This window comes from Chitinophaga sp. 22620, from assembly GCF_052044405.1.
Classification (GTDB): domain Bacteria; phylum Bacteroidota; class Bacteroidia; order Chitinophagales; family Chitinophagaceae; genus Chitinophaga.
Genome location: NZ_JBQEMV010000007.1, coordinates 50,265 through 74,776, shown reverse-complemented (window position 1 = coordinate 74,776; position 24,512 = coordinate 50,265). Strand labels below are relative to the sequence as shown.

The window sequence follows — 24,512 nt, the reverse complement described above, 5'->3', positions numbered from 1 at the left end:
TATAATTTATTGTGGTTTCTGTACCGTTAAATATTTTTTCAGTTCTGTAAGGTTGAGCCCTTCATAATCGCCGGAGCTCATGAGCAGGAGGTTGGTATTGTCAAGGTCCTGCCCGTCCAGGAAGCGTTCCAGGGCCTGGCGGTCCGTGAGCACCAGGAGGTCTTTGCGTGCAAATCCGCTTCGGATAACGTCCGGCTCCAGGTAGGGCATGCGTTTGATCTCCAGGGCGTGGCCGCTGTAAAAAACAGCCGCAACGTCCGCCGGATCCAGTGCGCCTTTGTATTCGGTCATAAACGCGGCGTTCAGGCTGCTGTAGGTATGCAGTTCCAGCACGGCCACCAGCTTCCGTTGCGGGTATTGCCTGCGCAGCGCCAGGATGGTGGCTTTAACCTTGGAGGGCGCGTGCGCGAAATCGCGGTAAATGGCGGTGTTTTCATTCTTTACCACCAGTTCCATCCTTTTGGCCGCCCCTTTGAAGGTGGCGATGGCCGCCAGGAAGTCGATATCGCCTACGCCCAGTGCCCGGCATACCAGCAGGGCGGCGTGGATATTCAACAGGTTGTGCTCGCCGAACACCAGCAGGTCTGTGGAGGCGTTGCCGAAGCGGACGCGGGTGAGGCCGTTGATGATGGTATGTTCGGGAACGCCGTAGGGAATACATTCCAGGTGTCCCGCTTCCTTTTCCACCAGTTTGCGCAGCGTTTCGTCGGTCTGGTTATAGATCAGCCTGCCACCCGGTTCCATGGTACGGATGAAGATGGCGAACTGTTCGAGGTAGTTGTCGAAAGTGGGGAATACGTTGATATGGTCCCATGCGATGCCGCTCAAAACGGCGATCTGGGGGTGCAGGAAATGGAATTTGGGCCTTTTTTCCAGCACGGAGGCGGGATATTCGTCGGCCTCGCACACAATCAGCGGGGCGTCCGTGACGTTTACGGACTGGGCGAAGCCTTCCAGCCGGGCGCCTACGAGGTAGTCGAACCGGAGGTTGCATTGCTGCAGCACGTGCATGATCATGGAGGTGATGGTGGTTTTGCCATGACTTCCGCCGATGGCCACGCGGGTTTTGTCGCGGCTTTCCTGGTAAATATATTCCGGGAAGGAGTATATCTTCAGGTCCAGTTCGCGGGCGCGGAGCAGTTCCGGGTTGTCTGCCCGGGCGTGCATGCCCAGTATCACGGCGTCCAGGCCGGGTGTAATGCGGTCTGCATCCCAGCCCAGCGTGTCGGGGAGGATGCCGGCCTGGGCCAGGTTGGTGCGGGAGGGTTCGAATATCTCGTCGTCGCTGCCGGTTACCTGGTAGCCTTTATTCCGCAGGGCGATGGCGAGTTGGTGCATTACGCTGCCGCCTATCGCAATAAAATGTACTTTTGCCATGCTTATCAGGTCCCTGTGTGCTAACTTTGGGCGTAATAACGGGCCGTTAACAGCACATAGGATTGTTTTTTTTAATATAAAGTATATATTTGCAAAATAACGTTACAAAACACGAATCACAAAGTTCTACAATCCAAGCCTATGAAATTTCGTTTATTTACAAAAAAGCAGACTATGAAATCAGGACGCCGTATTGTCGGTATTGTATGTTTGATGGCGGTGTGTGCTGCCATGTTCTCTTCCTGCGCCTCCCAGAAGCTGGGGTGCCCTATGAAGATCACCAAGGTACAACATGTAAAAGACAAAAACTGTTAGGATTATTATTATGTGGATCGCATTGGAAAGTGAGGAGCAATTGGCGGCGATACAGTCGCGTTCTTTCGAACAACCGGTAGTTATATTCAAGCACAGCACCCGTTGTTCCACCAGCAGCATGGTCAAGAGCCGGCTGGAGCGCAGTGATACCCCGGAGGGGATTGCGTTCTATTATCTCGACCTGATCAGGTACCGTTCCGTCAGCAACCGCGTGGCGGAGATGTTCGGGGTAGAGCATGAGTCGCCGCAGGTGCTGCTGATACGCGGCGGGAATTGTGTGTACGACGAGAGTCATATGGCGATACGGATGGAGGAACTTGCGGAGATGAGCTGATAAAGACATTTAACTGATTCGGAGCCCTGTTGAAAAGTATTTTACTTCTCAACAGGGCTTTGTTTTTTGTAGCTTTGCGGGTATGGACAAACATCGTATAGTAGTCGCGGTTACGGGGGCGAGCGGTTCCATCTACGCCCGCCAGCTGCTGGGTAAGCTGGCAGCGCTGAAGGACCAGGTGGAGAAGGTGGCGGTTGTTATGACGGAGAATGCGAGGACCGTGTGGAGAACCGAACTGGAAGACGAGGGGTTCAACGACCTGCCTTTCCCGGTGTTTTCGCAGAACGATTTCCATGCGCCGTTTGCATCCGGCAGCGGGCGTTACAATACCATGATCATCTGCCCGTGCTCTATGGGTACGCTGGGGCGGATAGCGGGTGGTATTTCCAACGACCTGATCACCCGGGCGGCGGATGTGGTGCTGAAGGAGCGGCGCAGGCTGATCTGCGTGCTGCGGGATACGCCTTACAACCTGGTGCATATCCGGAATATGCAGACGGTAACGGAAGCCGGCGGGATCATTTGCCCGGCCACGCCGTCCTTTTACAGCCTGCCCCGCAGCATAGAAGAGGTGGCGGCCACGGTAACGGACCGGGTGATTGACCTGGCGGGCCTTCAGCAGGATACTTTCCGCTGGGGCGAATAAAGATCATTACTACAAACCCGAATATGAAAATAGCGATCATCAACGGCCCTAACCTGAACCTCCTGGGCAAACGAGAGCCGGAAGTTTACGGCAGCCAGACATTCGAGCAATACCTGGACATATTGAAAGCGGAATTTCCGCAGGTGGAGTTTGCTTATTACCAGAGCAATGTGGAAGGGGAGATCGTGAATCACCTGCATCATGTGGGTTTTGATCACGATGGCATCCTGATGAACGCAGGGGCCTACACGCATACTTCAGTGGCTATCCGCGATGCGGTGGCGGGCATTAAAGCGCCGGTGGTGGAAGTGCATATCAGCAATATTTATGCGCGGGAGGAATTCCGGCATACTTCGCTGACGGCGGCGAAGGCGGTGGGGGTGATCTGCGGGCTGGGGATGAGGGGGTATGCGCTGGGCGTGCGTTTTTTCCTGGAGCGATAATTCATTCTTTTTCTGAGTGTATGAAAGGCAGTCTGACAGGCTGCCTTTCTTTTTTTGTTTAACCTCCGGAAACCTGAGATATTTGATGCTAAGTATGAGATATTCTCACCGTTGAAATTCGGTGTGGATGCGGGGTTTGGGTAAATTTGGGGATGAGTATAAGTGGTCATTATGAAGTAACGCGGGTGGATAAGTTTGAAAACAAACTAAGATTTCATTTTCAAAGTTTGGGTCGAAGAAGATTGCCTAAAGCAATTGAATTTGAGCCCTTAAGCATGTGTTTAACTGGCAGGCCAGTTTATAATCTTGGATTTGGTGATAGCGATCAGGAAGATATTGACATTGAGGATACAGTAGTGAGCAACAACGGAGACGTATACCGGGTTTTTAATACTGTTCTGAGCACGATACCTGTTTTCTTCGATCATCATCCCGAAGCGGCTATCCATGTTAGAGGAAGTGATGGACTAGAAGATTATTTTGACAGGTGTATTCTTACATGTGAAAAAGCATGTATGATGAAATGCAGGAAAGAAGGAAGGAGGATGGCGATTTATCGCAGCTTTGTGAATAAATATCATGATTTGCTGGTGGTAGACTATGTGCTTCTTGGTGGTGTAAATTATCATGATCCGCCAAGTATTGACTGGGAACATTATACACCGGGCAAGTTATACGATGCTATACTAGTTTATAAAAGAACTTAAAACACCAAAACATGAAAACAGAGAACATTATTATTGAAATTCCTGCCGGCAAAACTACCCAGGAAGTCCAGGAAATACTGAGAGACGTGGCGAATATGATAGGAAAAAGTATTCCCCGGCGAAGAATTGCGATAGCAAAAGAATATTTGAAGAACTCATCTTTTCCAGATGATCTTGAAGAGGTATTGAGGAAGGGAAAATCGGTCTGATGTTAAAACATTTCTTTCATACCGGGCTTTTTTTAAAAGAAATCAAGACATCTGCCTGAGATGTTTAAAATTAGAAAGTCGTGAAAACTGAAAAGATCATCATTGAACTGCCTGCTGGTTTATTTGCTGAGGAGAAGGAAAAAGTATTGAAAATTTCAATCAGCTTAATCAATAAGAGCCTGCCTCGCCGGCGGATTGAAGAGGCCATTGAGACCCTAAGGAATTCTGTATAGGGTGAAGGCCCTGATAGGGTTTTTGAAGAGGCGGCCCCAATTTAATGACCATCACCGAAATAAAACCAACCATTCATATCATAAAAAAGGGGCTGACCCTTAACCGGCCAGCCCCTTCTCAGGAATTTCTTTTTATACCGCCGCACCCTAGCCTTTCACCACCCGGATAATATCATCCTCCACAGTAAGGTTATACGCGGGATTTTTGCCTTTGATATAAGCGTTCAGCTCTTCCATGGTCGGGTAATCGTTTTTGCCTACGAAGCCGCGGGCATCGTCTATCAGCAGCACATGGCCGATGTCGTTTTTGAAGATGGCGTCCAGTTCTTCGAAGATGGGGCAGTCTTTTTCTCCGCGCGCGGTAATGCCGTGCGAATAGTGGCCGTCCAGCCAGAAGAGGGCGGGCTCTTTCAGCGCAGGCACCACCTTGTGCAATACTTTGCCGCTATCACCCTGGTGCAGCTGCACATTGGGGTTCCTGCGGAAACGCAGGCGGGCGCGGTCATACAGGTCCTGGCTCAGCTCTATGGAAATGACCTTGTCGAATTCATGCAGCTGCACTTCCACCATATCGCCCAGGTAGGTGCCTGTTTCCACGAGGGTGCCCAGCCGGTAACGCTCGCGGTATGCGCGGATGGCCTTTTGTTTTACGATGTGCGGTACATTGTCCGCAGGCCTGCCTTGTTTAACCCATTCGGAAAACGTGTTTTCGGCATTTGCCTGGTTCTTGCGGAAGCGTTTCCGGGCGATCTGTACTTTAAGGATGTTCAGCATGGTTGACAGGGTTGCAAAAGAACGGGAGCTGCTGAAACACAGCAGCTCCCGTCCGGATAATTATTTAATGAGCGTGCACATGCACGTGCTCGTCTTTAAAAGCTTCGCGTGGTTTCAGGCCAAGCAGCTCAAACATCATATGATCCTCTTCGAATGAAGGGTTCTTGGTGGTCAGCAGCTTTTCGCCGGTGAATATGGAATTAGCCCCTGCCATAAAGCACATGGCCTGCTCGGAAAGGCTCATTTCCGCGCGGCCGGCGCTCAGGCGCACCATGGCTTTCGGCATCAGGATCCGGGTGGTGGCGATCATCCGCACCATATCCCAGAACTCCACTTTCGGTAAATGCTCCAGCGGGGTGCCCTTTACGCGGGTCAGCGCATTGATGGGCACGGAATCCGGATGCTCGGGCATGGTGGAAAGGGTGAGGAGCATGTTGATGCGGTCCTCGTGACTTTCACCAAGACCGATGATACCGCCGCAGCAAACGGTTACGCCTGCTTTGCGCACGTTGTCGATGGTCTTGAGACGGTCGTCGTAAGTGCGGGTGGTGATGATCTCGCTATAATATTCGTCTGAAGTGTCCAGGTTGTGGTTGTAGGAGTAAAGGCCCGCATCCGCCAGCTTTTGCGCCTGCGATTCGGTGAGCATGCCCAGGGTGCAGCATACTTCCATGCCGATCTCGTTCACTCCCTTCACCATGTCGATCACACGGTCGAAGTCGCGGTTATCGCGCACTTCCCTCCATGCGGCGCCCATACAGAAACGGGTGGAACCGGCTTCTTTGGCTTTTTTGGCATATTCCAGCACCTCGTCCTTCTTCATCAGGGCCTGTACGTCGATGCCGGTATTATAGCGGGCTGCCTGGGGGCAGTAAGCACAGTCTTCGGAACAACCGCCGGTTTTGATGGACAGCAGGGTACAAACCTGTACCTCCGCGGTATCCTGGTATTCACGGTGCAGGGTGGCTGCACGATACATCAGCTCCAGTAACGGCGTGTTATAAATATCCTTTATTTCTTCAAGTGTCCAGTCGTGACGGATCATAAACTTCGGATTTAGCGGCAAACCTATAAAACTATTGTGAATTATCAATTACGAATAACGAATTATATTATTATTTAATTGATAAAGCCTTAACGCCTACAGGTAGTGAAAATTAGTTTTTGGCGTGATATTCAATAAAGTATGATAAATGAGCTGGATGGTCTGCTCGATATCGTCTTTCTTCACCATTTCCACGGTGGTATGCATATACCGCAGCGGAAGGCTGATCAGGGCGGACGGCGTACCGTCGTTGGAATAGGCGAAAGCATCCGTGTCCGTACCGGTGCTGCGGCTTACGGCATGCAGCTGATGGGGGATCTTCTCCTTCTTCGCGGTGGAAATGATCAGGTCGCGGAGGATGTTGTGCACGGCCGGGCCGTAAGTAATACTGGGACCGCTGCCGCATTTGATCTCCCCTTCGATGTTCTTGTTGATCATCGGGGTGGTGGTATCGTGGGTAACGTCGGTAATGATGGCCACATTGGGCTTGATGCGCTTGGCAATCATTTCCGCGCCGCGCAGGCCCACTTCTTCCTGTACGGCATTCACGATATACAGGCCGAACGGCAGGCGTTGTTTGTTTTCGGTGAGCAGGCGCGCCACTTCGGCGATCATGAACCCGCCGATGCGGTTGTCTATCGCGCGGCAGATGTAATAGTCGTAATTCAGTTCCTCGAAACCGTCTTCGAAGGTCACCACGCAGCCTACGTGAATGCCGAGGTCTTCCACTTCTTTACGGGAGCGGGCGCCGCAGTCCAGGAAAATGTTGTCTACTTTCGGCTGGGGCTCTTTACCGTCGCCGCTGCGCAGGCGGGTGTGAATGGCGGGCCAGCCGAACACGGCCTTTACAGTACCTTTCTCGGTATGGATGTTCACTCTCTTGGAAGGCGCAATAGCCTGGTCGGAGCCGCCGTTGCGGATCACGTATATGAGCCCCTCGGGGGAAACGTAGTTCACAAACCAGGAGATCTCGTCGGCATGCGCCTCTATCACCACTTTAAAAGCGGCTTCAGGGTTGATGATGCCCACGGCGGAACCATAAGGGTCCACGATGGTATCGTCGATATAAGGTTTCAGGTATTCCAGCCATAATTTCTGCCCCTCTTTCTCAAACCCTGTGGGAGCGGGATTGTTGAGGTAAGTCTTCAGGAAGCTCAGCGATTCCTTTGTCAGTATTGATTTCTGTTTCTTAGACATCTTTTGTTCAGGTTATGTATTTATATCCGGCAAAAATACGGATTCCCTGCATTCGGCCGTCAGATTCCCCCTAATGCCATCCAGGCAAAGTGGAGAAGGGCGGATAACATCATGAGCCCGTCCAGGAAAAAGTAATATACGTAGTCGGATGTATGTTTTTGCGCGTAACCTTTCACAAGGACTGTAACCGCCACCGGTGCAAGCAGGCTGAACAGCACGTACAGCGGCACTGCCGGCGCCAGCGCTATTGCGGTGCCGGCGGCGATGAGCAATGAAATGTAATACAACCGGTCCAGCTGATGTTCCGGCAGAAAGGTGATAAGGCTGCGGATGCCCTGCTGGCGGTCTTCTTCCCGGTCTCGGTAATCAAAAAGGATGCAGATGGCATAGATGAGGAAGAAGCGGTAAACAGCCAGCAGCACCAGGTCGCGGACGTCGGCCAGCATGATGTCCGCCATAAAAGCGGGCAGCAGCGTGGTCACATACATCCACACGAAAGACAGGAAAATAGTTTTGCCGACCGCGATCTTTGCCAGCCACCTGAAAACCGGATGCGGCACCTTGGGCGCGGAATACAGGAAAGTAAGCACTACGGCCCCGCCTATAGGCAGCCAGTGCTGGTACAGTTTCATAAAGAACCACAGGGACCCCAGCAGGCCTATGGCACAGCCCAACAGCTGCAAAGCCCGCCTGCGCTGGCCCCAGAGGATGCGTTCGGAATTCCGGATAGAGCCGGGGGTAAGGTACCAGTGGAAATTGTAGCTGCAGATGGTAGAGAAAAAAACGAATCCCCCGAAATTGAGCCTGTCCAGCTTCAGCTGTAATATTTCTTCGGATTGCCATGCCATGGCCAATGCACATACAGCGATATAAATCGAACTAAACAGCAGGAAATTGAAAAAGCCCCGGATCATTCGGCTAAAATAGGGAGAAATTATTTTTCCTTCAGCAGGGATTCATAGAGGGCATAGTTCTCATCGTCGAAACACACGAAGGTGACGGACAGCGGTGCTGCCTGCTGGTGAAGGAATGTTTTTACGGTATCCACGGCTATCCGCGCCGCCAGGTCTTTCGGGTAACGATACACGCCGGTGCTGATGTTGGGAAAGGAAATGGTCCGGACTTCGTTTTCCACGGCCAGCTTCAGGGAATTACGGTAAGCATTGGCCAGCAGTTGCGGCTCCCCGTTGTCCCCACCATTCCATACAGGCCCCACGGTATGGATCACATATTTTGCTTTAAGCCTTCCACCGGTAGTGATCACGGCCTCGCCGGTCTTGCAGCCGCCCTGCCTGTTGCGTATCTCGATGCACTCGTTCAGTATCTCAGGCCCTCCCGCGCGGTGGATCGCCCCGTCTACCCCGCCTCCGCCGAGCAGCGACGAATTGGCGGCATTTACGATAGCGTCCGCATTTTGTTTGGTGATGTCCCCCTTCACGAGATGGATCCTGTTTGGCATAATTGGAGCGGTTTAGAGTCACAGGCGTTATTGAAGTTAACACAAAAATTCAACCTGTAAAAGAACCGCCATGCAGGAACCAGAAGGGCCGGCCCATACCCGGGCCGGCCCTGTTCAGGAAAATCCGCACGTTTACTTGCGGTCGAATATAGATTTGGGTTTGATGAGGTCATATTCCACTACGCCGGTCTTCTTCGCCCAGTCGAAGTACGAGGCGGACAGCTCGTTGACGATCTGACGGTTCTGCTGCGCGATATCCGTGGTTTCCCCCCGGTCCTTTTCGATGTCGTACAGTTCCCAGCGGTATTGCGGGTAGGTTGAAACGAGCTTCCATTTGCCTTTCCGTACGGCCCTGTTGCCCGCGCGTTCCCAGAAGATGGGCTCTTCGCGGTTCAGCTCGGTGTTGGAAAAGAAGAGCGGGGCCAGGCTTTTGCCGGGCAGCTGGTTCGTGTTCACGCCATGGAACTTTGCGGGGTACCTGGCGCCGGCTATTTCATAAAAAGTAGGCGCGAGATCGATCAGGTGCGCCGTGCCCCTGGCGATGCCGCCTTTCTGTATCTTCCCGGGGAACCATGCAATGAGGGGCGAGCTGATGCCGCCTTCGTACATGGAATTCTTGAAGGAGCGGAAAGGGGCGTTGGACACGAAAGACCAGTTCTTCCCCTGCGCTTCGAAAGAGCCCGCAGTACCCACGGGGCCGGAGTTGCGGCCTGCCTTCTTACCGCCATGGGCAACGTCTTCAGCGGGCGCGCCGTTGTCGGAAATAAATACGATGAGCGTGTTCTCATCTTTTTTCAGCTCTTTCAGCTTGGCCAGCAATTTGCCCACGCCCTGGTCCATACGGTCCACCATGGCGGCGAACACTTCCATTTTGGCGGCCCAGAGCTGCTTTTCGTCGTAGGTAAGATTATCCCAGTCGGGCACGGTCTCATCGCGGGGTGCAATGCTTTGGCCGGGCGCGAGCAATCCCAGCCTGGCCTGGCGGGCGAGGCGTTCATTGCGCAACGAATCCCAGCCGATATCGTAACGGCCTTTGTAACGGGCAATGTCTTCCGGCAATGCCTGCAACGGCCAGTGCGGGGCATTGAACGCGAGATACAGGAAGAAGGGTTTATTGGTTTTGTTCTGTTCTTCGAGGAAGGTGACGGCATTGCCCGCTATTTCGTCGGTGAAATAATAGCTGTTGTCAGCAGGGTGCTGGCGCTGGTTGTTCTTCAGCAGCACCACCGGGTATTCAGTTCCCCTGAGGGGCATGGGTTTGGCGTCAAAATAATTGGCGCCGCCGCCTATTATGCCGTAAGATTGCTCAAAGCCGCGCTGGTTGGGCCAGCTGAGACTGTCGTTGCCCACATGCCATTTACCGGAGAGCAGCGTGCTGTATCCCGCGTTCTTCAGAACTTCGGCCAGCGTGAGCGACTCACGGTTAAGAAATCCCTGGTACGCGGGCAGGCCCAGGTTCACATCAAAATAACCGATGCCTGCTTTATGCTGGTATTGCCCGGTAAGCAGCGATGCGCGGGTGGGCGCGCAGATGGAGTTGTTGTAGAATTCTCTCAGGCGGAGGCCTTCTGTGGCCAGCCTGTCCAGGTTGGGCGTGCGGATCTCGGAGCCATAAGCACCCAGGTCTGCATAACCCATATCATCCACCACGATAAGGATGATGTTGGGCCTTTTGGCCTGCGCCTGCGCGCTGCCGGAAAGCAGCATGGCGGCAAGCACGGCGGTGGAAACAGTGAATATTTTTTTCATGTTGGTTGTTTACGGATTGCGTTGAGCGGTTCGCTGCCTGCCAGGTGTTGCAGCAGCATTGTTGGTATTCGCGTTGTTAGTACTGCCGGCGGCGTTACTATTGAATGGCCCGGCAAACCCGGAAGGCCCTGCCGGCTTGATCTTGTCATAATCCACCACATCATTGTTTTTTGCCCAGCTGTCGTATGCGGCGGACAGCTCGTTTACCACCTGCGGGTATTGCGCGGCAAGGTCTTTTGTTTCAGCACGGTCTGTATCGATGTCGTACAGCTCCCACTGGTTGCGGGGATAGGAGGATACAAGCTTCCATTTGCCGTTGCGCACCGCGCGGTTGCCTGCACGTTCCCAGAACAGGGGCGTTTTGCGGGAAGGTTCCTGGCTGGTGAAAAAGAGCCGGGCAAGACTGATACCCGGCAAAGGATTGGTGTTCACTTTATTAAAAACAAGCGGGTAGCTGGCTCCGGCCAGATCATAAAAAGTAGGGGCGAGGTCTATCAGGTGAGCCGTGCCGCGCGCGATGGCGCCGCCTTTGATCTTCCCGGGGAACCATGCGATGAGCGGCGAGCTGATGCCGCCTTCGTATGCGCTGGCTTTGTAGGAACGGAAGGGTGAATTGGAAACATGCGCCCAGCTTTGTTCCTGGTAATCGTAAGAGCCCGCGGTGCCGATGGGCCCCGAGCTGCGCTGGCGTTTCCTGCCGAAAGGAATGAACCCGCCCTGCGCGCCGTTGTCGGAAATGAAAACGATCAGCGTGTTGTCATCTTTTTTCAACGCTTTCAGCTTGGCCAGTATTCGGCCGATCCCCTGGTCCATGCGGTCTATCATCGCCGCATACACTTCCATTTTCTTTTCCCAGAGCTTTTGTTCGTCGTAGGTAAGGCTTGCCCAGGCCGGTACTTCCTCGTCGCGGGAAATGGTGGTGTTGGCATTGATAAGCCCCAGCTTCTTCAGCCCCGCGATGCGCTGCGTGCGCAGGGAATCCCAGCCGATGGAATATTTGCCGCGGTATTTCGCGATATCTTCCGGCTGCGCCTGCAAAGGCCAGTGTGGCGCGTTGTAGGCCACGTAGAGGAAAAACGGCTTGCCTGTTTTGTTTTGTTCATCAAGGAATTTTTCGGCGTGGCCTGCGATCTCATCGGTCAGGTACTGGCCGGGTTGCAGGGTAACCTGTTTGTTGTCTTCCACGAGCTGCACGGGCGGGGCTTTTTCTTTATACGGACTGATGTCGTAATAATTGCTGGCGCCGCCGATGAACCCGAAGAACCGGTCGAACCCGCGCTGGTTGGGCCAGCTGAGGCTATCATCGCCCACATGCCATTTGCCGGCCATCAGCGTGCTGTAACCGGATTGTTTCAGCACTTCGGCAAGCGTGAGCGATTCGCGGTTCAGGTAGCCCTGGTAAGCGGGCAGGCCAAGGTTCACGTTAAAGAAACCAATACCGGCCTTGTGGCTGAATTGGCCGGTCATCAGCGAAGCGCGGGTGGGCGCGCAGATGGAATTGTTGTAGAACTCACGCAGGCGCAGGCCTTCGCGGGCGAGCCTGTCCAGGTTGGGCGTTTGTATCTCAGAGCCGTAGGGGCCGATGTCCGAGAATCCCATATCGTCCACCATAATGAGGATGATGTTGGGTTTCTTTTGTTGTTGGGCCAAACCCTGGTGGAAAATACCGAGTAAGGCCAGCAATATGCATATTCTCATGTTGAAAGGGTTTGTTCGTTTAATTCGCCCACAAAGGGTCCTGTTTGAGTTTGAGGTTCAGGTTCAGTTCGCGTTGCGGTGTGGGAAAGCGGATGTGTTTGGGGGCGGCCAGGGTCTTCCCGGCAGCTTTCAGCGTTTTGACGTAATAATCCGGCCCGCGGCGCACCAGGTCGAACCAGCGCTGGTATTCGAATACCAGCTCTTTTCTTCTTTCCTGGAAAACACTGTCGCGGAAGGCGTTTACGCTCAGTGAAGGTACTATATCTTTCAGCAGCGGGATGCCGGCTCTGCGCCTTACTTCATCCACCGCGCCGTACGCCGCGGCGGTTGGGCCCTGGTGCTGTTCGTTCAGCGCTTCGGCATATATCAGCAGCACTTCCGCATAACGGATGATAGGCAGATTGCGGGAAGACTGTCCCGGATTGCCCACTACCGCTGGATCGTAATATTTGTGCAGATGCGGCTCGAAGGTGTAAAGCTTCCCGTCTGTCGGGCTGATCATTTGCGTAACGAAAGTGACGTTCCTGCGGGTATCGGTTTCGCTGAAACTTTCGTATAGACCTCCCTGTTTGTGGATCGCATCGGCGTAGTCTCCATTGATGCCGGGCACTTCGTTGGGGGCGGAGCGGCTGGCGAGACTGTTGCCCTGGTAACCTGCATTGCCCTGGAACTGCGCGGAGAAGATGTGCTCTTTCCCGTTTTTCTTCGATACTTCAAATACATCCCCGAAATTTTCGAAAAGCGCGTACCAGTTTTTGTCTATCACCTCTTTGCTTTTCGCGGCTGCATTGGCCCAGTCCTGCCGGGTGAGGTAAACCTTTGCCAGCAGGCTTTTCGCGGCGCCTGCGGTGGCCCGGCCGATGTCTGCGTTGCCGTACTCATTGGGCGCGGGCAGGTTTTCTGCGTCTTTCAGGTCGTTGATGATCTGCTGGTACACTTCCGCGGCGGGAGACTTGGCCACGTACAGCGCTTCCGGTGTAAAGGAAGTGGTTTCGTGGAGGATGAGGGGCACGTCGCCAAACCAGCGTACGAGGTTAAAATAATGCAGGGCGCGGAGGAATTTAGATTCGTTGATCAGCCGGGTGCGGATGTTGCCGGATATTTTATCCGGGCTGATAAGCGGGATGCGGTCTATCGCGATGTTGGAAGCGTTGATGGCATCGTAGCTTTGTTTCCAGAGCTGCTCCATGCGGTCGTTGGACGCGTCGTGCGTGAGGCCGGAAATGGCGCGTACATGGGCGTTCCTGGCCCTGGGGCCTGCCTCGTAATCGTCGGTGGCCATTTCGACGCCTATCTGGAACAGGCTGTTGTAGAGCGATTGGCCGGTTTCGTATAATTTCCGGTAGCTGGCGGTTACCGCCGCGGTGGCCTGCTGCTCGTTCTGGTAGAACTGCTCCGTAACCAGCTGGGAAGCCGGCTCTTCATCGAGGCTGGAGCAGGCGCCCAGCGACAGGAGCGTGAAGGAAAGCAATATGGCGGATGTATGTTTCATACGCTGTATCAGGTTTTAAGGTCAGAAAGAAATTTTAGCGCCGGCGCTCACCGCCCTGGATACGGGATAGATGCCGGCATCCGTGCCGGGCGAAACGTTGCTGCCCGAAGTGACTTCCGGGTCGAAGCCGGTGTAGCTGGTCCAGGTGAGCAGGTTTTGCGCGGAAACGTACACCTCAACGGAAGCGATGTTCCTGATCACGGAGCGGGGGATGGAATACCCCAGTGAAATATTCTTCACGCGCACAAAAGAACCGTCTTCAATGAACCGGTCGGAGAACACGGGCGCGGGATCGAGCTTGGCGCGGGGAATGAGCGTGTTGGTGTGCTCAGTCGTCCAGCGGTCCAGCGCGGAGGTGGCGGCGTTTTGCTGGCCGGTGAACAGTTCCAGTGTTTGCCGGTTGGAATTGAGGATCTTGTTGCCGTAGGAGCCCTGGAGGAATACTGACAGGGAAAGGCCTTTCCATTCGAAAGTATTATTCAGCCCGAAGATAAAATCGGGTTGCGCGTTACCGATGATGGTACGGTCTGCCGCCGTGGTGAAGAGCTTATCGCCGCTGATGTCTTTGTACAGCCTGTCGCCGGGTTTTGGCGCGGCACTGCCGGTATACCGGCCTTTAGCGGCTTCTTCTCCGGGCTGAAGGATGCCATCGGTCACGGTGCCGTAAAAGCTGCCCAGCGGCTCGCCCACGCGGATAATGTAATTGCCGGTGATGTAAGACTGTGCGCCATTGCCCAGCGTGAGCACTTTGTTGCGGTTGAGGGAGAAGCTGAGGTTGGTGTTCCAGCCCAGCGCGCCCGTCAGGTTGCGGCTGTTGATACCGATCTCAAATCCTTTGTTCTGCACGGATCCAAAGTTTTGCAATGAAGCATTCTGCCCGGTGGTCCAGGGGATCTCAACACTCAGCAGCAGGTCCTGCGTTTTTTTGTAATACCCGTCCAGCGAGATCTGCAGCCGGTTGTTGAAAAATCCCGCATCGATGCCGGCGTTGTACTGGTAGGTGGTTTCCCAACCCAGCTTGTCGTTGGGGATGCGCGAAGGCGCGAAGCCGGTGGCCGTTTTGCCGCCGAAGAGGTAGGTCAGGCTGTACAGCGCTGCCAGCGACTGGTATTCCCCGATCTCCAGGTTGCCCGTGGTGCCGAAGCTGGCCCTGAGCTTGAGGTCGCTGATGGTTTTGCTGAGCGCCCTGAAGAAAGGCTCGTTGCTGATACGCCAGGATGCAGCGGCGGAAGGGAAGTAGCCCCATTTGTTACCTTTCCCGAAACGCGAGGAGCCATCGGTTCTGATGCTGGCGGTAAAATAATAACGGTTGCTGAAATTATAGTTCAGGCGCGCCAGCCAGGAGTGCAGCACCCAGGCGGTCGCGTCTGAATAGGGGCGCACGAGCGTTGCGCCGCTTTGCAGGTTGTTGTAGGTAAGATCATCCGTCACGAAACCCTGCGAGCCGCTCCGGCTCACGTCGCTGGTATATTCCTGCTGGGTGAAGCCGCCGAGCAGGTCGATGTTGTGTTTCCCGAAAGATCTTGCGTAGGTGATGGTATTTTCATTCAGCCAGGAATAAGAACTGAAAGTGCCCTGCCCGGCGGAGCCTTTTGTTTGCGCGCCTTCGTAGATGTAGGAGGGGATGTAACTTTTTTCGTTAGTGGTATTTACATCCGCGCCGAAGAGCACTTTCACCTGCAAGCCTTCCAGTATGCGGTATTCCGCGAAGGCGGTGCCGAAAAAGCGGTTGGTGACGGACTTGTTGATCTGTTCCCTGATGGTGGCTACCGGGTTCGCGAAAATGTTCTCAAAAGGATTGCGTAAAGTATAACTTCCGTCGGGCTCATACACGGTGGCGGTGGGCGGCATGATGAGCAGGGAAGTGACGATACCCGCGGGCGCTACGTTTGCATCGCTTTTGCTGGCGGTGAGCGCGGCGCTTACTTTCAGGCGGTCGAACGGATTGGCGTCCACATTGGCGCGCAGGCTGAAACGAGAGAAGTCCGTATTGCGGATGATGCCTTCCTGCTTGAAATAATTGCCGGAAAGGAGGTAACGCGTTTTGGCGCTGCCGCCGCTGATGGTAAGCTGGTGGCTTTGTTGGCGCGCGGAGCGGAAAGCTTCATCCTGCCAGTCGGTGCCTTTGCCCAGCTGGTCTATCTGCGCCCGGGTGAGATATTGGAATTGTCCCCGCGAAGGGTTTACATCATACAACACTTCGTTGCGCAGCACGGCGAACTGTTGCGCATCCAGCACATCGATCTTTTTGCGGAGCGATTGCACGCCGTACAGCACGTCGTAGGAGAGGGAACTTTTATCCGCCTTTCCTTTCCTGGTGGTGATGATCACTACGCCGTTAGCGCCACGGGATCCGTAGATGGCTGTGGCGGAGGCGTCTTTCAGCACGTCGATGCTTTCGATGTCAGACGGGTTGATATTGGCCAGCGGGTTTACCGGCGTGCCGCTGAGGATGCCGGCGCTCACGGGGTTGTTGTATACGGGGAAACCGTCTATCACATACAATGGCTCGTTTCCGCCCTGTATGGACGCTCCGCCGCGGATGCGGATGCTCACGCCGCCGCCCGGCTGGCCGGAGGTCTGGGTAACCTGTATGCCCGGCACGGAACCTTTCAGCGCCTGGTCCAGGGAACTGACCGGCTGCTTCAGCAGGTTTCCTGAAACGGAGGATATGGAACCGGTGAGATCGCTTTTCTTTTGTGTGCCGTAACCCACCACCACCACATCGTTCAGCTGGTTCTGCACGGGGTCCAGGCGCACTTCCACCTGGCCGGTCTCAGCGATCACTTCCTGTTTTTTATAACCGAGAAAACTGATGATGAGCGTGTAGGGGAATTTCTGCCCTGTTACAAAAGCGAATTTCCCCTGTTCGTCTGTGCTTACGCCGTGCGTGGTGCCTTTGATCTGCACTACCGCTCCGGGTAAGGCTTCGCGGGTAAGCGCATCTACCACGCGGCCGGAGAGCCTGGAGTTGATGAGCGGCACAGTGGGCTCCTGCGCGAGGAGCTGAAGAGGAAACGATATCAGTGAGAGCAGGACGGCGTACGGTATCCATGCCCGTTTTTTTATGCGGTTGCGAAGCAGTTCGTTGGATGGAGATTGCATATCGGTTGTTGGTTTTTGTATGGACAATAAGATCCCTGTCCGCCCCGGGAGGCGGAAGATCAGGCAATAACGGGCGCGCATAGGTATCCGGCTAAGGCAGTGCAATGCCATAGCGCGTTACGGAGCGATCGTCATTTTTCAGCGGGCAGGCACAGGCTGCCGGAAGCAGCCTGGGATGCGCAGGTTCTTCAGACCAGACATCGGTGGTGTGTAAAGTGGTTGGTTGACATATCCTTCAATTTTAGTGAATTGAAGACCGGTGCAGCGCCTTTCAGGATAGTTGTGGTTGGTTTTGAACTACCGTTTCTCGATTCGGTCATTGTATGCATATACCGGTCAGGCGGAACAAAGATAGTATATAAATCCAATTATCCTACAAAATTTGTAGACTAATAAATTATTACACGGGTTACTTCAGCAGCAACCGCTACGGAACGGATGATGTGTTTGAAATGAGAAGGAAATGATCAGATAAGAGAATTCAGGTACAGTATCCGTGCAACCGCAAAAACCGTGATGCATGCATACAGGATAAACACCCACAGCCTGCTGCCGCGTGCAAGAAAGAGCCCGGTACCGCTCAGCACAACGATCAGCAGTGCCCATACGTGCAGCACGATGAATGTATCTCCATCCAGCTGCCTGATCGTGGGATCATAGTCGTACCGGTAAGGCGAGGTAACGGTAAAGAAAAAGGCGATGACGGCGATCACCGCAAGACAAACGACCTGCAATATTTTATTCTCTTTCATACAACAGGAAAAAATGAAAGCCCCCGTAGTGCGGGGGCTTTTTAATATTTATAACGGGATGTTCCCGTGTTTTTTCTTCGGCATGTTCACCACTTTATTCTCCAGCATCTTATAGCCGCGGATGAGCTTGTCCCGTGTTTCTTCGGGGCTCACCACCTCGTCTATATACCCTTTTTCGGCGGCGAGGTAAGGGTTGGCGAAGCGTTCGGTGTAATCGGCCACCAGTTCGTTCATGCGGGCTTCCTTGTTTGTTGCGGTGTCGATCTCTTTTTTGAAAATGATCTCCACGGCGCCTTTCGGGCCCATCACGGCTATTTCCGCCTGCGGGAAGGCAAAGTTCAGGTCGGCCCCGATGTGTTTGGAATTCATCACGCAATACGCGCCGCCGTAAGCTTTGCGGGTGGTGACGGTGATCTTCGGAACGGTGGCTTCGCTGAGGGCGAAAAGCAGCTTTGCGCCGTTGGTGATGATGCCGTTCCATTCCTGGTCTGTACCGGGCAGGAAGCCGGGCACATCTACCAGCACCAGCAGCGGGATGTTGAACGCGTCGCAGAAACGGGTGAAGCGGGCGCCTTTCACGGAAGCGTTGATGTCCAGCACGCCGGCCAGCACAGCGGGCTGGTTGGCCACGATGCCGATGCTCCTGCCTGCAATGCGTGCAAAACCCACGATGATATTATCTGCAAAATCTTTATGCACTTCCAGGAAGCTGCCTGTATCCGTCAGTTCCGCGATCACTTCCTTCATATCGTAAGGCTGGTTCGGGTTCTCCGGGATCATGTTATTCAAAGCGGGCCGGCTTTCGTTTCCGGCTTCGTAAGGGTATACCGGGGCAGTGTCTTCACAGTTCTGCGGCATATAGCTCAGCAGCTCCTTGATATTGCGGATGCATTCCACTTCGTTGGCGCAGGCAAAATGGGTAACGCCGCTTTTGGTCGCGTGGGTATGCGCGCCGCCGAGGGCTTCGCTGGTCACTTCTTCGTGGGTAACGGTCTTCACCACGTTGGGGCCGGTTACGAACATGTAGGAGGTGTTCTCCACCATCAGGATAAAATCGGTGATGGCGGGGGAGTAAACGGCTCCGCCGGCACAGGGGCCCATGATGGCGGATATCTGCGGTATTACGCCGGAGGCGCGGGTGTTGCGGTAGAAGATGTCCGCATAACCGGCCAGGCTTACCACACCTTCCTGTATACGCGCGCCGCCGCTGTCGTTCAGGCCGATAACGGGCGCGCCGTTTTCCATGGCAAGGTCCATTACGCGGCAGATCTTGCGGGCATGCGGCTCGGAAAGGCTGCCGCCATATACGGTAAAGTCCTGGGAAAATACATACACCAGCCGGCCGTTCACGGTGCCGTAGCCCGTTACCACCCCGTCTCCGGGAAACTGCTCCTGCTCTGTGGTGATGCCTTTGTTGCGGTTATGTACGAACATGCCCAGTTCTTCAAAAGAGCCTTCGTCCAGCAAAAGCTGTAATCTTTCGCGGGCCGTGAGTTTGCCTTTCTTATGCTGGGAATCGATGCGTGCCTGTCCGCCGCCGAGCTGCGCTTCGGCGATCTTGGATTGTAGTTCCTGGATTTTGCTCATTATGTAAAAATACGGAAAGCGCCTTAATTACGAGGCTGCCGGTTTATGGAAAGTGGACGGCCACTTTGGGCAGGAGGAGGGTGTCTGAATAATTGCCGGCGTTATCTTTGATGAATACTTTCAGCTGGCTGGTGTCTACTTTGCTGGGAGGCGTTTGTGTATTGCCGCGGAGCCGGATGTAGTTGGTGGAGTTCAGGTCGCTCATGATAAGCGTTACCTCTGCATTGAGCTTGGTGCCTTTATGGATCTCAAGGCTGGGCATGCGGATGAAGTCGTACGGATCCCGTCCGTTATCGGTGGTGGTATCCATCCGGTAAAGGTCCAGGAAATACAGTTCGCTTTCCGTATCGCCGTCGCCATCCTGCAGGTTGAAATAAAACTCGATCTGCTGTACTTCCACCGGCACATCTTCCATGGTTACCGATTTAAAGGTCAGGATCGGCCTGGTGCCGCCGGCCTCATCTTTTTTACAGGAGAAGAAACCGAAGGCTATAGCGGATAAAAGTATTATTTTCTTCATATAACAAACCTACATTAAAATGACCAAAAAGGCAAAACAACCTCCATTATAAACGTCAGGATCACCGGTTTGTTACATATACCTCCGGGTATTCGTAAATTTGCTCCCCAATGAAGGATCAATTCGCCGCAAGGATATTTTCAGAAAAGGACCCGATGGCCCTGGCGCCGGAGCTTTTCAGGTTCCAGTACGGGCAGAATGCGCTCTACCGGGCTTATGTGGACGCCCTCCGGGTGAACCCCGCCCATGTGCAGACCCCTGAACAGATACCTTTCCTGCCCATCCGTTTTTTCAAGACCCACCCCGTTGTTAGCGGGGAGTTTGAACCCGAAGCCGTATTCGAAAGCAGCGGCACCACGCAAACGCAGAACAGCCGGCACCTCGTAAAGGATACGGGCATCTATACACGCAGTTTCATGAAAGCCTTCCGCCGCTTTTATGGTCCCGCGGAAAGCTTTGTGGTGCTGGGCCTGCTGCCTTCCTACCTCGAAAGGAAGCATTCTTCGCTTGTATACATGGTGCAGGAAATGATTACGCGCAGCGGCCATCCCGAAAGCGGTTTTTACCTGTACGAGCACGATAAGCTGGCCGATACCCTGCTGGCCCTGGAAGCCCGCCGCCAGCCTGTGCTGCTGATCGGGGTCACCTTCGCCCTGCTGGATTTCGCGGAAGCTTACCGCCTGAACCTGCGGCACACCATCGTGATGGAAACCGGGGGCATGAAAGGCCGCCGCGAAGAATGGACCCGCGAAGAACTGCATGCTTTTCTCATGGAAAGGCTGGGCGTGCCCGCCATCCACGCGGAATACGGCATGACCGAGCTGCTCAGCCAGGCCTATTCCAAAGGCGGCGGCCTGTTCCAATGCCCGCCATGGATGAAAGTGCTGGTACGCGACGAGAACGATCCTTTCGACCTCTCCGCTGCTTCCTCTTCGGGCGTCATCAACGTGATAGACCTCGCCAATATCCACTCCTGCGCCTTCATCGCCACAGACGACATCGGCCGGCTGCAGGCAGACGGCAGCTTTGAAGTACTCGGCCGCCTGGACCATTCCGCCCTGCGCGGCTGCAGTTTAATGGTCAGTTAGTTATGGCGTTTTAGAATAATATGTTTACCTTGCCTGGAGAATCACCAGCACCTATGAAAACACCTATCCTCCTGGCATTGGCCATGTTCCTTTGTATGCCGGACCTCCAGGCGCAGCTGTTCAAAAAGCTGACCGGCAAAAAGAAGGAGCCCGTTGAAACGGAAGAGACCATAGACGAAACTTTCCCGCAGGCGCGCGGCCGCGCCCGCGCCGCAATGCCCGAACCCACGCTGATCATCGGCGGCGACGAAAGCGTGAGGATAGATTCCTCCTACGAATACGACTGGGCCGTGTACCAGGAAAGCGAAGCCTTCCAGGGGAGCCAGCGGGTGATAGACGGTGGGGAAGATATCGTGATCTATTACAGCAGCACGGAACCGGCCTTTTGCATCCAGCTAAAAAGCCGCAGCACCGGCACCCGGTATCATTTTTACGGGGATTTCGGGAAGGAATCGCAGCTGATGCTGGCCGGCGTGGGCGGTATTGCCAGCGGCGACAAAACGAAGCTGCAGCTGGAAGGCATGGAACCTGTTTACCCCGGCGAGATCGGGTACCTGAGCCAGCTGAAAAAGACCGGCAGCAAAAAAGTGATCGCCGGCGTGGCCTGCGAAGAATACGTGGCCCACAACCTCCGGCACGACCCGCGCGTGGTGAACACCAATCATTCCAAAGTAACCGCCTATGTATGGATACCCATGGACCCGCATGCCGTATTCCCCGGCTACAGCCTGATGCCGGATCATTTCAAGATACAGATAGAGCGCATGCGCATAGCAGGCTCGTATCCGCCGGTGGTGATGCCGCTGGAAATGTTCCTGGAGTACGGGAACGGCGATAAGGTGTTCACCCACACCACGCACATCATCATCAAAGAAAGACGGAAGGTGGAGCTGGGGGATATCAATAAATAATAGAAATAGGGTAATAAGATCCTGTCCCGCAAATGAGTTTCCTCCAGGGGGCAGCTTTTTTTTGACAGGGATGTACAGGGATGGGAAATTTCATGGGGGATGCGGACAGACCTGAATGTTCGGGCTCCTTACCTTCTGCAAAAGCGATAGAGAGCGATTTATATTGAAAAATTCAATAGCGACGGGTTACAAGTTAACAGGCTGCATGAATTTAACGAGTTCGGGGTTTATAAACTATTTTATATTCGGCGGATTTTGCGTATATTCTGACAGGCAGGAAAAAGCCGGTGCAGAGACCGGCTTTTTTACACTTAAGCTAATCGAAGGTTTCCGTAACAATACCTTCAGGGCGTTCAGAGGACGATACGCTGAGGGGTAAACGAAAGGATGAAAGGCCGGCTCCGCATACGCGTTTTAGAATGGCGGCGAAAGCATTCGATGACACCTCTAAAGTATACGCTGAAGTGTAAAACTTATGTGAAATGTTTGTGAAGCAAATGCTAAAGTGCAGGCGGTTACGTGAAGGTTAGTCCACTTATGTTGTAGGGAATTATGTATATTGACGGGAATTCTTGAAATTACACGCGAACAAAATTTAAAACCATACCACACATGCGACGTTTAGCCACTTTATTATTTATCAGCGGGGCAGCCATTATGATGTCTTTCGCTGTGCCAGCCAACGAGAACCCTGCAAAATCAGCCGCGCATACCAAAGCCGCGTATGCAGTTTACCAGGTAGACAACCAGCAGAGCAAACTCACCTGGACCGCCAAAAAAGTGACCGGCTCACATGCCGGCGCCATCGCCGTTTCCGCGGGCCAGCTGGATATCGATAAAAACATACTGAAAGGCGGCAGCTTTACGCTGGATACCCGCAGCATCACCGTAACAGATATCACCAATGCGGATATGAACGGTAAGCTGGTGGGTCACCTGAAAAGCGACGACTTTTTCTCCGTGGAAAAGCACCCCACCGCAACGTTCGTGATCACCAGCGCAACCGCTAAAGGCGGCGGCAATTACGACGTTACCGGCAACCTCACCATCAAAGGCATTACCAATCCCGTGTCTTTCCCCGCTACCCTGACCGTAGCCGGCAGCCAGGCCACTGCAAAAGCGACCGTAACGGTAGACCGCACCAAGTTCGACATCAAGTACCGCTCCAAGAACTTCTTCGAGAACCTGGGCGATAAAGCCATCTACGACGACTTCACACTGGATGTGACCCTCGTGGCCAGCGCGAAATAAATTTCCGGGAAGGGACGAATATTACCGGGATAATGCCTGTTGAAGGCGTTATCCCTTTTTTATTGTAATGAGGGAAAAACAAGGTCCTTTTGTGCTTTCCCGCCGGGTGAAGCCGTATTCCGGCCAAATTGGCGTACTTTTGCGGCTTAATGCTACCGGCAACTATGACTTTCAACGATCTGAACCTGAACAAACCGCTGCTTTCCGCCCTGGAAGACCTGAACATCACCACGCCTACCACCATCCAGCACAAGGTGTTCTCCGTGGTCATGAGCGGGCAGGACGTGTGCGGCATTGCGCAGACCGGCACGGGTAAAACCTTTGCATACCTGCTGCCCTGCCTGCGCCAGTGGACCTTTACCAAAGAACGGTTTCCGCAGATACTCGTTGTGGTGCCCACCAGGGAACTGGTAGCGCAGGTAGTGGAGTCCGTGAAAAAGCTCACCACTTACATGAACGTGGAAGTAGCCGGCTTTTACGGCGGCACGAATATGAACCCGCAGATGGCTACCGCCGAAGGCAAGCTGGACGTGGTGGTGGCTACCCCCGGCCGGCTGGTGGACATTGCGCTGAGCGGGGCGCTGAAGCTGAAGAACATCAAAAAACTGGTGATCGATGAAGTGGATGAAATGCTGAACCTCGGCTTCCGCACGCAGCTGAAGAATATACTGGACCTGCTGCCCGCGCGGCGCCAAAACCTGATGTTCTCCGCCACCATCACCCCGGAAGTGGAAGCGCTCATTACCGAATTCTTCAACAACCCCGCCACGATAGAAGCCGCTCCCGCCGGCACGCCGCTGGCGAATATCTCGCAGGGCGTTTACCATGTTCCCAACTTCAATACGAAAGTAAACCTGCTGGAGCTGCTGCTGAAAGAGCAGGCAGATATGACGAAGGTGCTGCTTTTCGTAAGCACCAAACAGCTGGCGGACCAGCTGTTTGAAAGGCTGGAAGCGGATATGCCAGGTAAAGTGGGTGTGATACATTCCAACAAGGAGCAGAACTACCGTTTTAATTCCGTGAAACAGTTCCAGGAAGGGAACACCCGCCTGCTGATCGCCACAGACATCATCGCCCGCGGGCTGGATATTTCCGAAGTAACGCATGTGATCAACTTCGATATGCCGGAGGCCCCCGAAAGTTACATTCACCGCATTGGCCGCACAGGCAGGCAGGACAAGCGGGGCAATGCCATCAGCTTTGTTACGGAAAACGAAATGGAGCAGCTGGAAAAAACGGAGGAGCTGATGAATTACAAAGTGCCGGTAACGCCCCTGCCGGAGAACCTGGAGATCTCCACCGTGCTCACCAAAGCGGAAATTCCTGAAGTGATTGTGCCGAATATTGTGTTGAAGAAGCCCAAACGTGAATCAGGCGCGGCTTTCCACGAAAAGGCCGCGAAAAACCGGAAGGTGAACGTGAAAATAAGCCACAAGGAAAAGATGATGAAGAAGTACGGCAAACCTAAATCGCGCGGGAAAAAGAAATAGACGCGTCATTGCGAGGAGCAGCGAAGCTAAGTGGGTGGGGCGACGAAGCAATCTCCCACATTGAATTGAGCTGACCCGGCATTCGAAGATTGCTTCGTCGCGTCTTCCGCACAAAATCCCCCGCTGCTTC

Annotated in this window: 23 protein-coding genes; 10 read left to right on the top strand and 13 right to left on the bottom strand. The window is 53.9% G+C overall.

Going from position 1 to position 24,512, the window contains the following annotated elements; translation table 11 throughout:
• Nucleotides 1-6 precede the first annotated feature (6 nt).
• Nucleotides 7-1,377, bottom strand: a complete 1,371-nt coding sequence (locus ACTJIK_RS25070; RefSeq protein WP_440650314.1) for a UDP-N-acetylmuramate--L-alanine ligase — start codon at nucleotides 1,375-1,377, stop codon at nucleotides 7-9.
• A gap of 325 nt (nucleotides 1,378-1,702) precedes the next feature.
• On the opposite strand from ACTJIK_RS25070, the gene ytxJ reads away from it, so the two are divergent.
• The 6 genes from ytxJ to ACTJIK_RS25040 all read left to right on the top strand — a co-directional run bounded on the left by ytxJ (nucleotide 1,703) and on the right by ACTJIK_RS25040 (nucleotide 4,264).
• The gene (gene ytxJ / locus ACTJIK_RS25065; RefSeq protein ID WP_440650311.1) at nucleotides 1,703-2,026 is read left to right on the top strand and encodes a bacillithiol system redox-active protein YtxJ; all 324 of its coding nucleotides are present in this window, start codon (nucleotides 1,703-1,705) and stop codon (nucleotides 2,024-2,026) included.
• A gap of 82 nt (nucleotides 2,027-2,108) precedes the next feature.
• A complete protein-coding gene (locus ACTJIK_RS25060; RefSeq protein ID WP_440650310.1) occupies nucleotides 2,109-2,672 on the top strand; it encodes a UbiX family flavin prenyltransferase in 564 nt (187 codons plus the stop codon).
• A gap of 23 nt (nucleotides 2,673-2,695) precedes the next feature.
• A complete protein-coding gene (gene aroQ, locus ACTJIK_RS25055) occupies nucleotides 2,696-3,115 on the top strand; it encodes a type II 3-dehydroquinate dehydratase (RefSeq protein WP_440650309.1) in 420 nt (139 codons plus the stop codon).
• A gap of 152 nt (nucleotides 3,116-3,267) precedes the next feature.
• Nucleotides 3,268-3,822 carry a DUF6934 family protein gene (locus ACTJIK_RS25050; protein WP_440650308.1) on the top strand — a complete coding sequence of 185 codons (555 nt, stop codon included), beginning with the start codon at nucleotides 3,268-3,270 and terminating at the stop codon, nucleotides 3,820-3,822.
• 11 nt (nucleotides 3,823-3,833) lie between these two features.
• Nucleotides 3,834-4,031 carry a hypothetical protein gene (locus ACTJIK_RS25045; protein ID WP_440650307.1) on the top strand — a complete coding sequence of 66 codons (198 nt, stop codon included), beginning with the start codon at nucleotides 3,834-3,836 and terminating at the stop codon, nucleotides 4,029-4,031.
• Between the two features lie 80 nt (nucleotides 4,032-4,111).
• The gene (locus ACTJIK_RS25040) at nucleotides 4,112-4,264 is read left to right on the top strand and encodes a hypothetical protein (RefSeq protein WP_440650306.1); all 153 of its coding nucleotides are present in this window, start codon (nucleotides 4,112-4,114) and stop codon (nucleotides 4,262-4,264) included.
• 147 nt (nucleotides 4,265-4,411) lie between these two features.
• Here the strand turns inward: ACTJIK_RS25040 and ACTJIK_RS25035 are convergent, their stop codons facing one another.
• The 12 genes from ACTJIK_RS25035 to ACTJIK_RS24980 all read right to left on the bottom strand — a co-directional run bounded on the left by ACTJIK_RS25035 (nucleotide 4,412) and on the right by ACTJIK_RS24980 (nucleotide 19,642).
• Complete coding sequence (locus tag ACTJIK_RS25035) at nucleotides 4,412-5,038, bottom strand: hypothetical protein (RefSeq protein ID WP_440650305.1); 627 nt, start codon at nucleotides 5,036-5,038, stop codon at nucleotides 4,412-4,414.
• A gap of 64 nt (nucleotides 5,039-5,102) precedes the next feature.
• Entirely contained in the window at nucleotides 5,103-6,083 is a 981-nt protein-coding gene (gene bioB, locus ACTJIK_RS25030; RefSeq protein ID WP_440650304.1) for a biotin synthase BioB, read from the bottom strand.
• Between the two features lie 96 nt (nucleotides 6,084-6,179).
• Nucleotides 6,180-7,280 carry a M42 family metallopeptidase gene (locus ACTJIK_RS25025; protein WP_440650303.1) on the bottom strand — a complete coding sequence of 367 codons (1,101 nt, stop codon included), beginning with the start codon at nucleotides 7,278-7,280 and terminating at the stop codon, nucleotides 6,180-6,182.
• Nucleotides 7,281-7,339: 59 nt separating this feature from the next.
• Nucleotides 7,340-8,128: a hypothetical protein gene (locus tag ACTJIK_RS25020; RefSeq protein WP_440650302.1), complete on the bottom strand. Its 789-nt coding sequence runs from the start codon at nucleotides 8,126-8,128 to the stop codon at nucleotides 7,340-7,342.
• 86 nt (nucleotides 8,129-8,214) lie between these two features.
• The gene (locus ACTJIK_RS25015) at nucleotides 8,215-8,739 is read right to left on the bottom strand and encodes an O-acetyl-ADP-ribose deacetylase (RefSeq protein WP_440650301.1); all 525 of its coding nucleotides are present in this window, start codon (nucleotides 8,737-8,739) and stop codon (nucleotides 8,215-8,217) included.
• A 132-nt stretch (nucleotides 8,740-8,871) separates the two neighbouring features.
• The gene (locus ACTJIK_RS25010) at nucleotides 8,872-10,488 is read right to left on the bottom strand and encodes an arylsulfatase (RefSeq protein ID WP_440650300.1); all 1,617 of its coding nucleotides are present in this window, start codon (nucleotides 10,486-10,488) and stop codon (nucleotides 8,872-8,874) included.
• 9 nt (nucleotides 10,489-10,497) lie between these two features.
• Nucleotides 10,498-12,186, bottom strand: a complete 1,689-nt coding sequence (locus ACTJIK_RS25005) for an arylsulfatase (protein WP_440650298.1) — start codon at nucleotides 12,184-12,186, stop codon at nucleotides 10,498-10,500.
• Between the two features lie 19 nt (nucleotides 12,187-12,205).
• Nucleotides 12,206-13,678, bottom strand: coding sequence for a RagB/SusD family nutrient uptake outer membrane protein (locus ACTJIK_RS25000; protein ID WP_440650297.1), 1,473 nt, complete (start codon nucleotides 13,676-13,678; stop codon nucleotides 12,206-12,208).
• A gap of 21 nt (nucleotides 13,679-13,699) precedes the next feature.
• Nucleotides 13,700-16,783, bottom strand: a complete 3,084-nt coding sequence (locus ACTJIK_RS24995) for a SusC/RagA family TonB-linked outer membrane protein (protein WP_440650296.1) — start codon at nucleotides 16,781-16,783, stop codon at nucleotides 13,700-13,702.
• Nucleotides 16,784-17,250: 467 nt separating this feature from the next.
• Nucleotides 17,251-17,535, bottom strand: coding sequence for a hypothetical protein (locus ACTJIK_RS24990; protein ID WP_440650294.1), 285 nt, complete (start codon nucleotides 17,533-17,535; stop codon nucleotides 17,251-17,253).
• Between the two features lie 48 nt (nucleotides 17,536-17,583).
• Nucleotides 17,584-19,122, bottom strand: a complete 1,539-nt coding sequence (locus tag ACTJIK_RS24985) for an acyl-CoA carboxylase subunit beta (protein WP_440650293.1) — start codon at nucleotides 19,120-19,122, stop codon at nucleotides 17,584-17,586.
• A gap of 43 nt (nucleotides 19,123-19,165) precedes the next feature.
• Nucleotides 19,166-19,642 (bottom strand): hypothetical protein, encoded by a 477-nt coding sequence (locus ACTJIK_RS24980; protein WP_440650292.1) that lies wholly within the window; start codon nucleotides 19,640-19,642, stop codon nucleotides 19,166-19,168.
• Between the two features lie 110 nt (nucleotides 19,643-19,752).
• On the opposite strand from ACTJIK_RS24980, the gene ACTJIK_RS24975 reads away from it, so the two are divergent.
• From ACTJIK_RS24975 to ACTJIK_RS24960, 4 genes are all read left to right on the top strand, one after another.
• A complete protein-coding gene (locus tag ACTJIK_RS24975; protein WP_440650290.1) occupies nucleotides 19,753-20,730 on the top strand; it encodes a LuxE/PaaK family acyltransferase in 978 nt (325 codons plus the stop codon).
• Nucleotides 20,731-20,783: 53 nt separating this feature from the next.
• On the top strand, nucleotides 20,784-21,641 hold the full coding sequence (locus ACTJIK_RS24970; RefSeq protein ID WP_440650288.1) for a hypothetical protein: 858 nt from the start codon (nucleotides 20,784-20,786) through the stop codon (nucleotides 21,639-21,641).
• 612 nt (nucleotides 21,642-22,253) lie between these two features.
• Entirely contained in the window at nucleotides 22,254-22,892 is a 639-nt protein-coding gene (locus ACTJIK_RS24965) for a YceI family protein (protein ID WP_440650286.1), read from the top strand.
• A gap of 164 nt (nucleotides 22,893-23,056) precedes the next feature.
• Nucleotides 23,057-24,382, top strand: a complete 1,326-nt coding sequence (locus ACTJIK_RS24960; protein WP_440650284.1) for a DEAD/DEAH box helicase — start codon at nucleotides 23,057-23,059, stop codon at nucleotides 24,380-24,382.
• The last annotated feature ends 130 nt before the right edge of the window (nucleotides 24,383-24,512 follow it).

What these genes read in the sequence shown, in the direction of transcription:
- ACTJIK_RS24960 (WP_440650284.1), top strand. Translation starts at nt 23,057, where the DNA reads ATGACTTTCAACGATCTGAACCTGAACAAACCGCTGCTTTCCGCCCTG.
- ACTJIK_RS24980 (WP_440650292.1), bottom strand. Translation starts at nt 19,642, where the DNA reads ATGAAGAAAATAATACTTTTATCCGCTATAGCCTTCGGTTTCTTCTCC.
- ACTJIK_RS24990 (WP_440650294.1), bottom strand. Translation starts at nt 17,535, where the DNA reads ATGAAAGAGAATAAAATATTGCAGGTCGTTTGTCTTGCGGTGATCGCC.
- ACTJIK_RS25045 (WP_440650307.1), top strand. Translation starts at nt 3,834, where the DNA reads ATGAAAACAGAGAACATTATTATTGAAATTCCTGCCGGCAAAACTACC.
- ACTJIK_RS25015 (WP_440650301.1), bottom strand. Translation starts at nt 8,739, where the DNA reads ATGCCAAACAGGATCCATCTCGTGAAGGGGGACATCACCAAACAAAAT.
- ACTJIK_RS25060 (WP_440650310.1), top strand. Translation starts at nt 2,109, where the DNA reads ATGGACAAACATCGTATAGTAGTCGCGGTTACGGGGGCGAGCGGTTCC.
- ACTJIK_RS24975 (WP_440650290.1), top strand. Translation starts at nt 19,753, where the DNA reads ATGAAGGATCAATTCGCCGCAAGGATATTTTCAGAAAAGGACCCGATG.
- aroQ (WP_440650309.1), top strand. Translation starts at nt 2,696, where the DNA reads ATGAAAATAGCGATCATCAACGGCCCTAACCTGAACCTCCTGGGCAAA.
- bioB (WP_440650304.1), bottom strand. Translation starts at nt 6,083, where the DNA reads ATGATCCGTCACGACTGGACACTTGAAGAAATAAAGGATATTTATAAC.
- ACTJIK_RS24995 (WP_440650296.1), bottom strand. Translation starts at nt 16,783, where the DNA reads ATGCAATCTCCATCCAACGAACTGCTTCGCAACCGCATAAAAAAACGG.
- ACTJIK_RS25025 (WP_440650303.1), bottom strand. Translation starts at nt 7,280, where the DNA reads ATGTCTAAGAAACAGAAATCAATACTGACAAAGGAATCGCTGAGCTTC.
- ACTJIK_RS25070 (WP_440650314.1), bottom strand. Translation starts at nt 1,377, where the DNA reads ATGGCAAAAGTACATTTTATTGCGATAGGCGGCAGCGTAATGCACCAA.
- ACTJIK_RS25010 (WP_440650300.1), bottom strand. Translation starts at nt 10,488, where the DNA reads ATGAAAAAAATATTCACTGTTTCCACCGCCGTGCTTGCCGCCATGCTG.
- ACTJIK_RS24970 (WP_440650288.1), top strand. Translation starts at nt 20,784, where the DNA reads ATGAAAACACCTATCCTCCTGGCATTGGCCATGTTCCTTTGTATGCCG.
- ACTJIK_RS25050 (WP_440650308.1), top strand. Translation starts at nt 3,268, where the DNA reads ATGAGTATAAGTGGTCATTATGAAGTAACGCGGGTGGATAAGTTTGAA.
- ACTJIK_RS24965 (WP_440650286.1), top strand. Translation starts at nt 22,254, where the DNA reads ATGCGACGTTTAGCCACTTTATTATTTATCAGCGGGGCAGCCATTATG.
- ytxJ (WP_440650311.1), top strand. Translation starts at nt 1,703, where the DNA reads ATGTGGATCGCATTGGAAAGTGAGGAGCAATTGGCGGCGATACAGTCG.
- ACTJIK_RS25020 (WP_440650302.1), bottom strand. Translation starts at nt 8,128, where the DNA reads ATGGCATGGCAATCCGAAGAAATATTACAGCTGAAGCTGGACAGGCTC.
- ACTJIK_RS25000 (WP_440650297.1), bottom strand. Translation starts at nt 13,678, where the DNA reads ATGAAACATACATCCGCCATATTGCTTTCCTTCACGCTCCTGTCGCTG.
- ACTJIK_RS25035 (WP_440650305.1), bottom strand. Translation starts at nt 5,038, where the DNA reads ATGCTGAACATCCTTAAAGTACAGATCGCCCGGAAACGCTTCCGCAAG.
- ACTJIK_RS24985 (WP_440650293.1), bottom strand. Translation starts at nt 19,122, where the DNA reads ATGAGCAAAATCCAGGAACTACAATCCAAGATCGCCGAAGCGCAGCTC.
- ACTJIK_RS25005 (WP_440650298.1), bottom strand. Translation starts at nt 12,186, where the DNA reads ATGAGAATATGCATATTGCTGGCCTTACTCGGTATTTTCCACCAGGGT.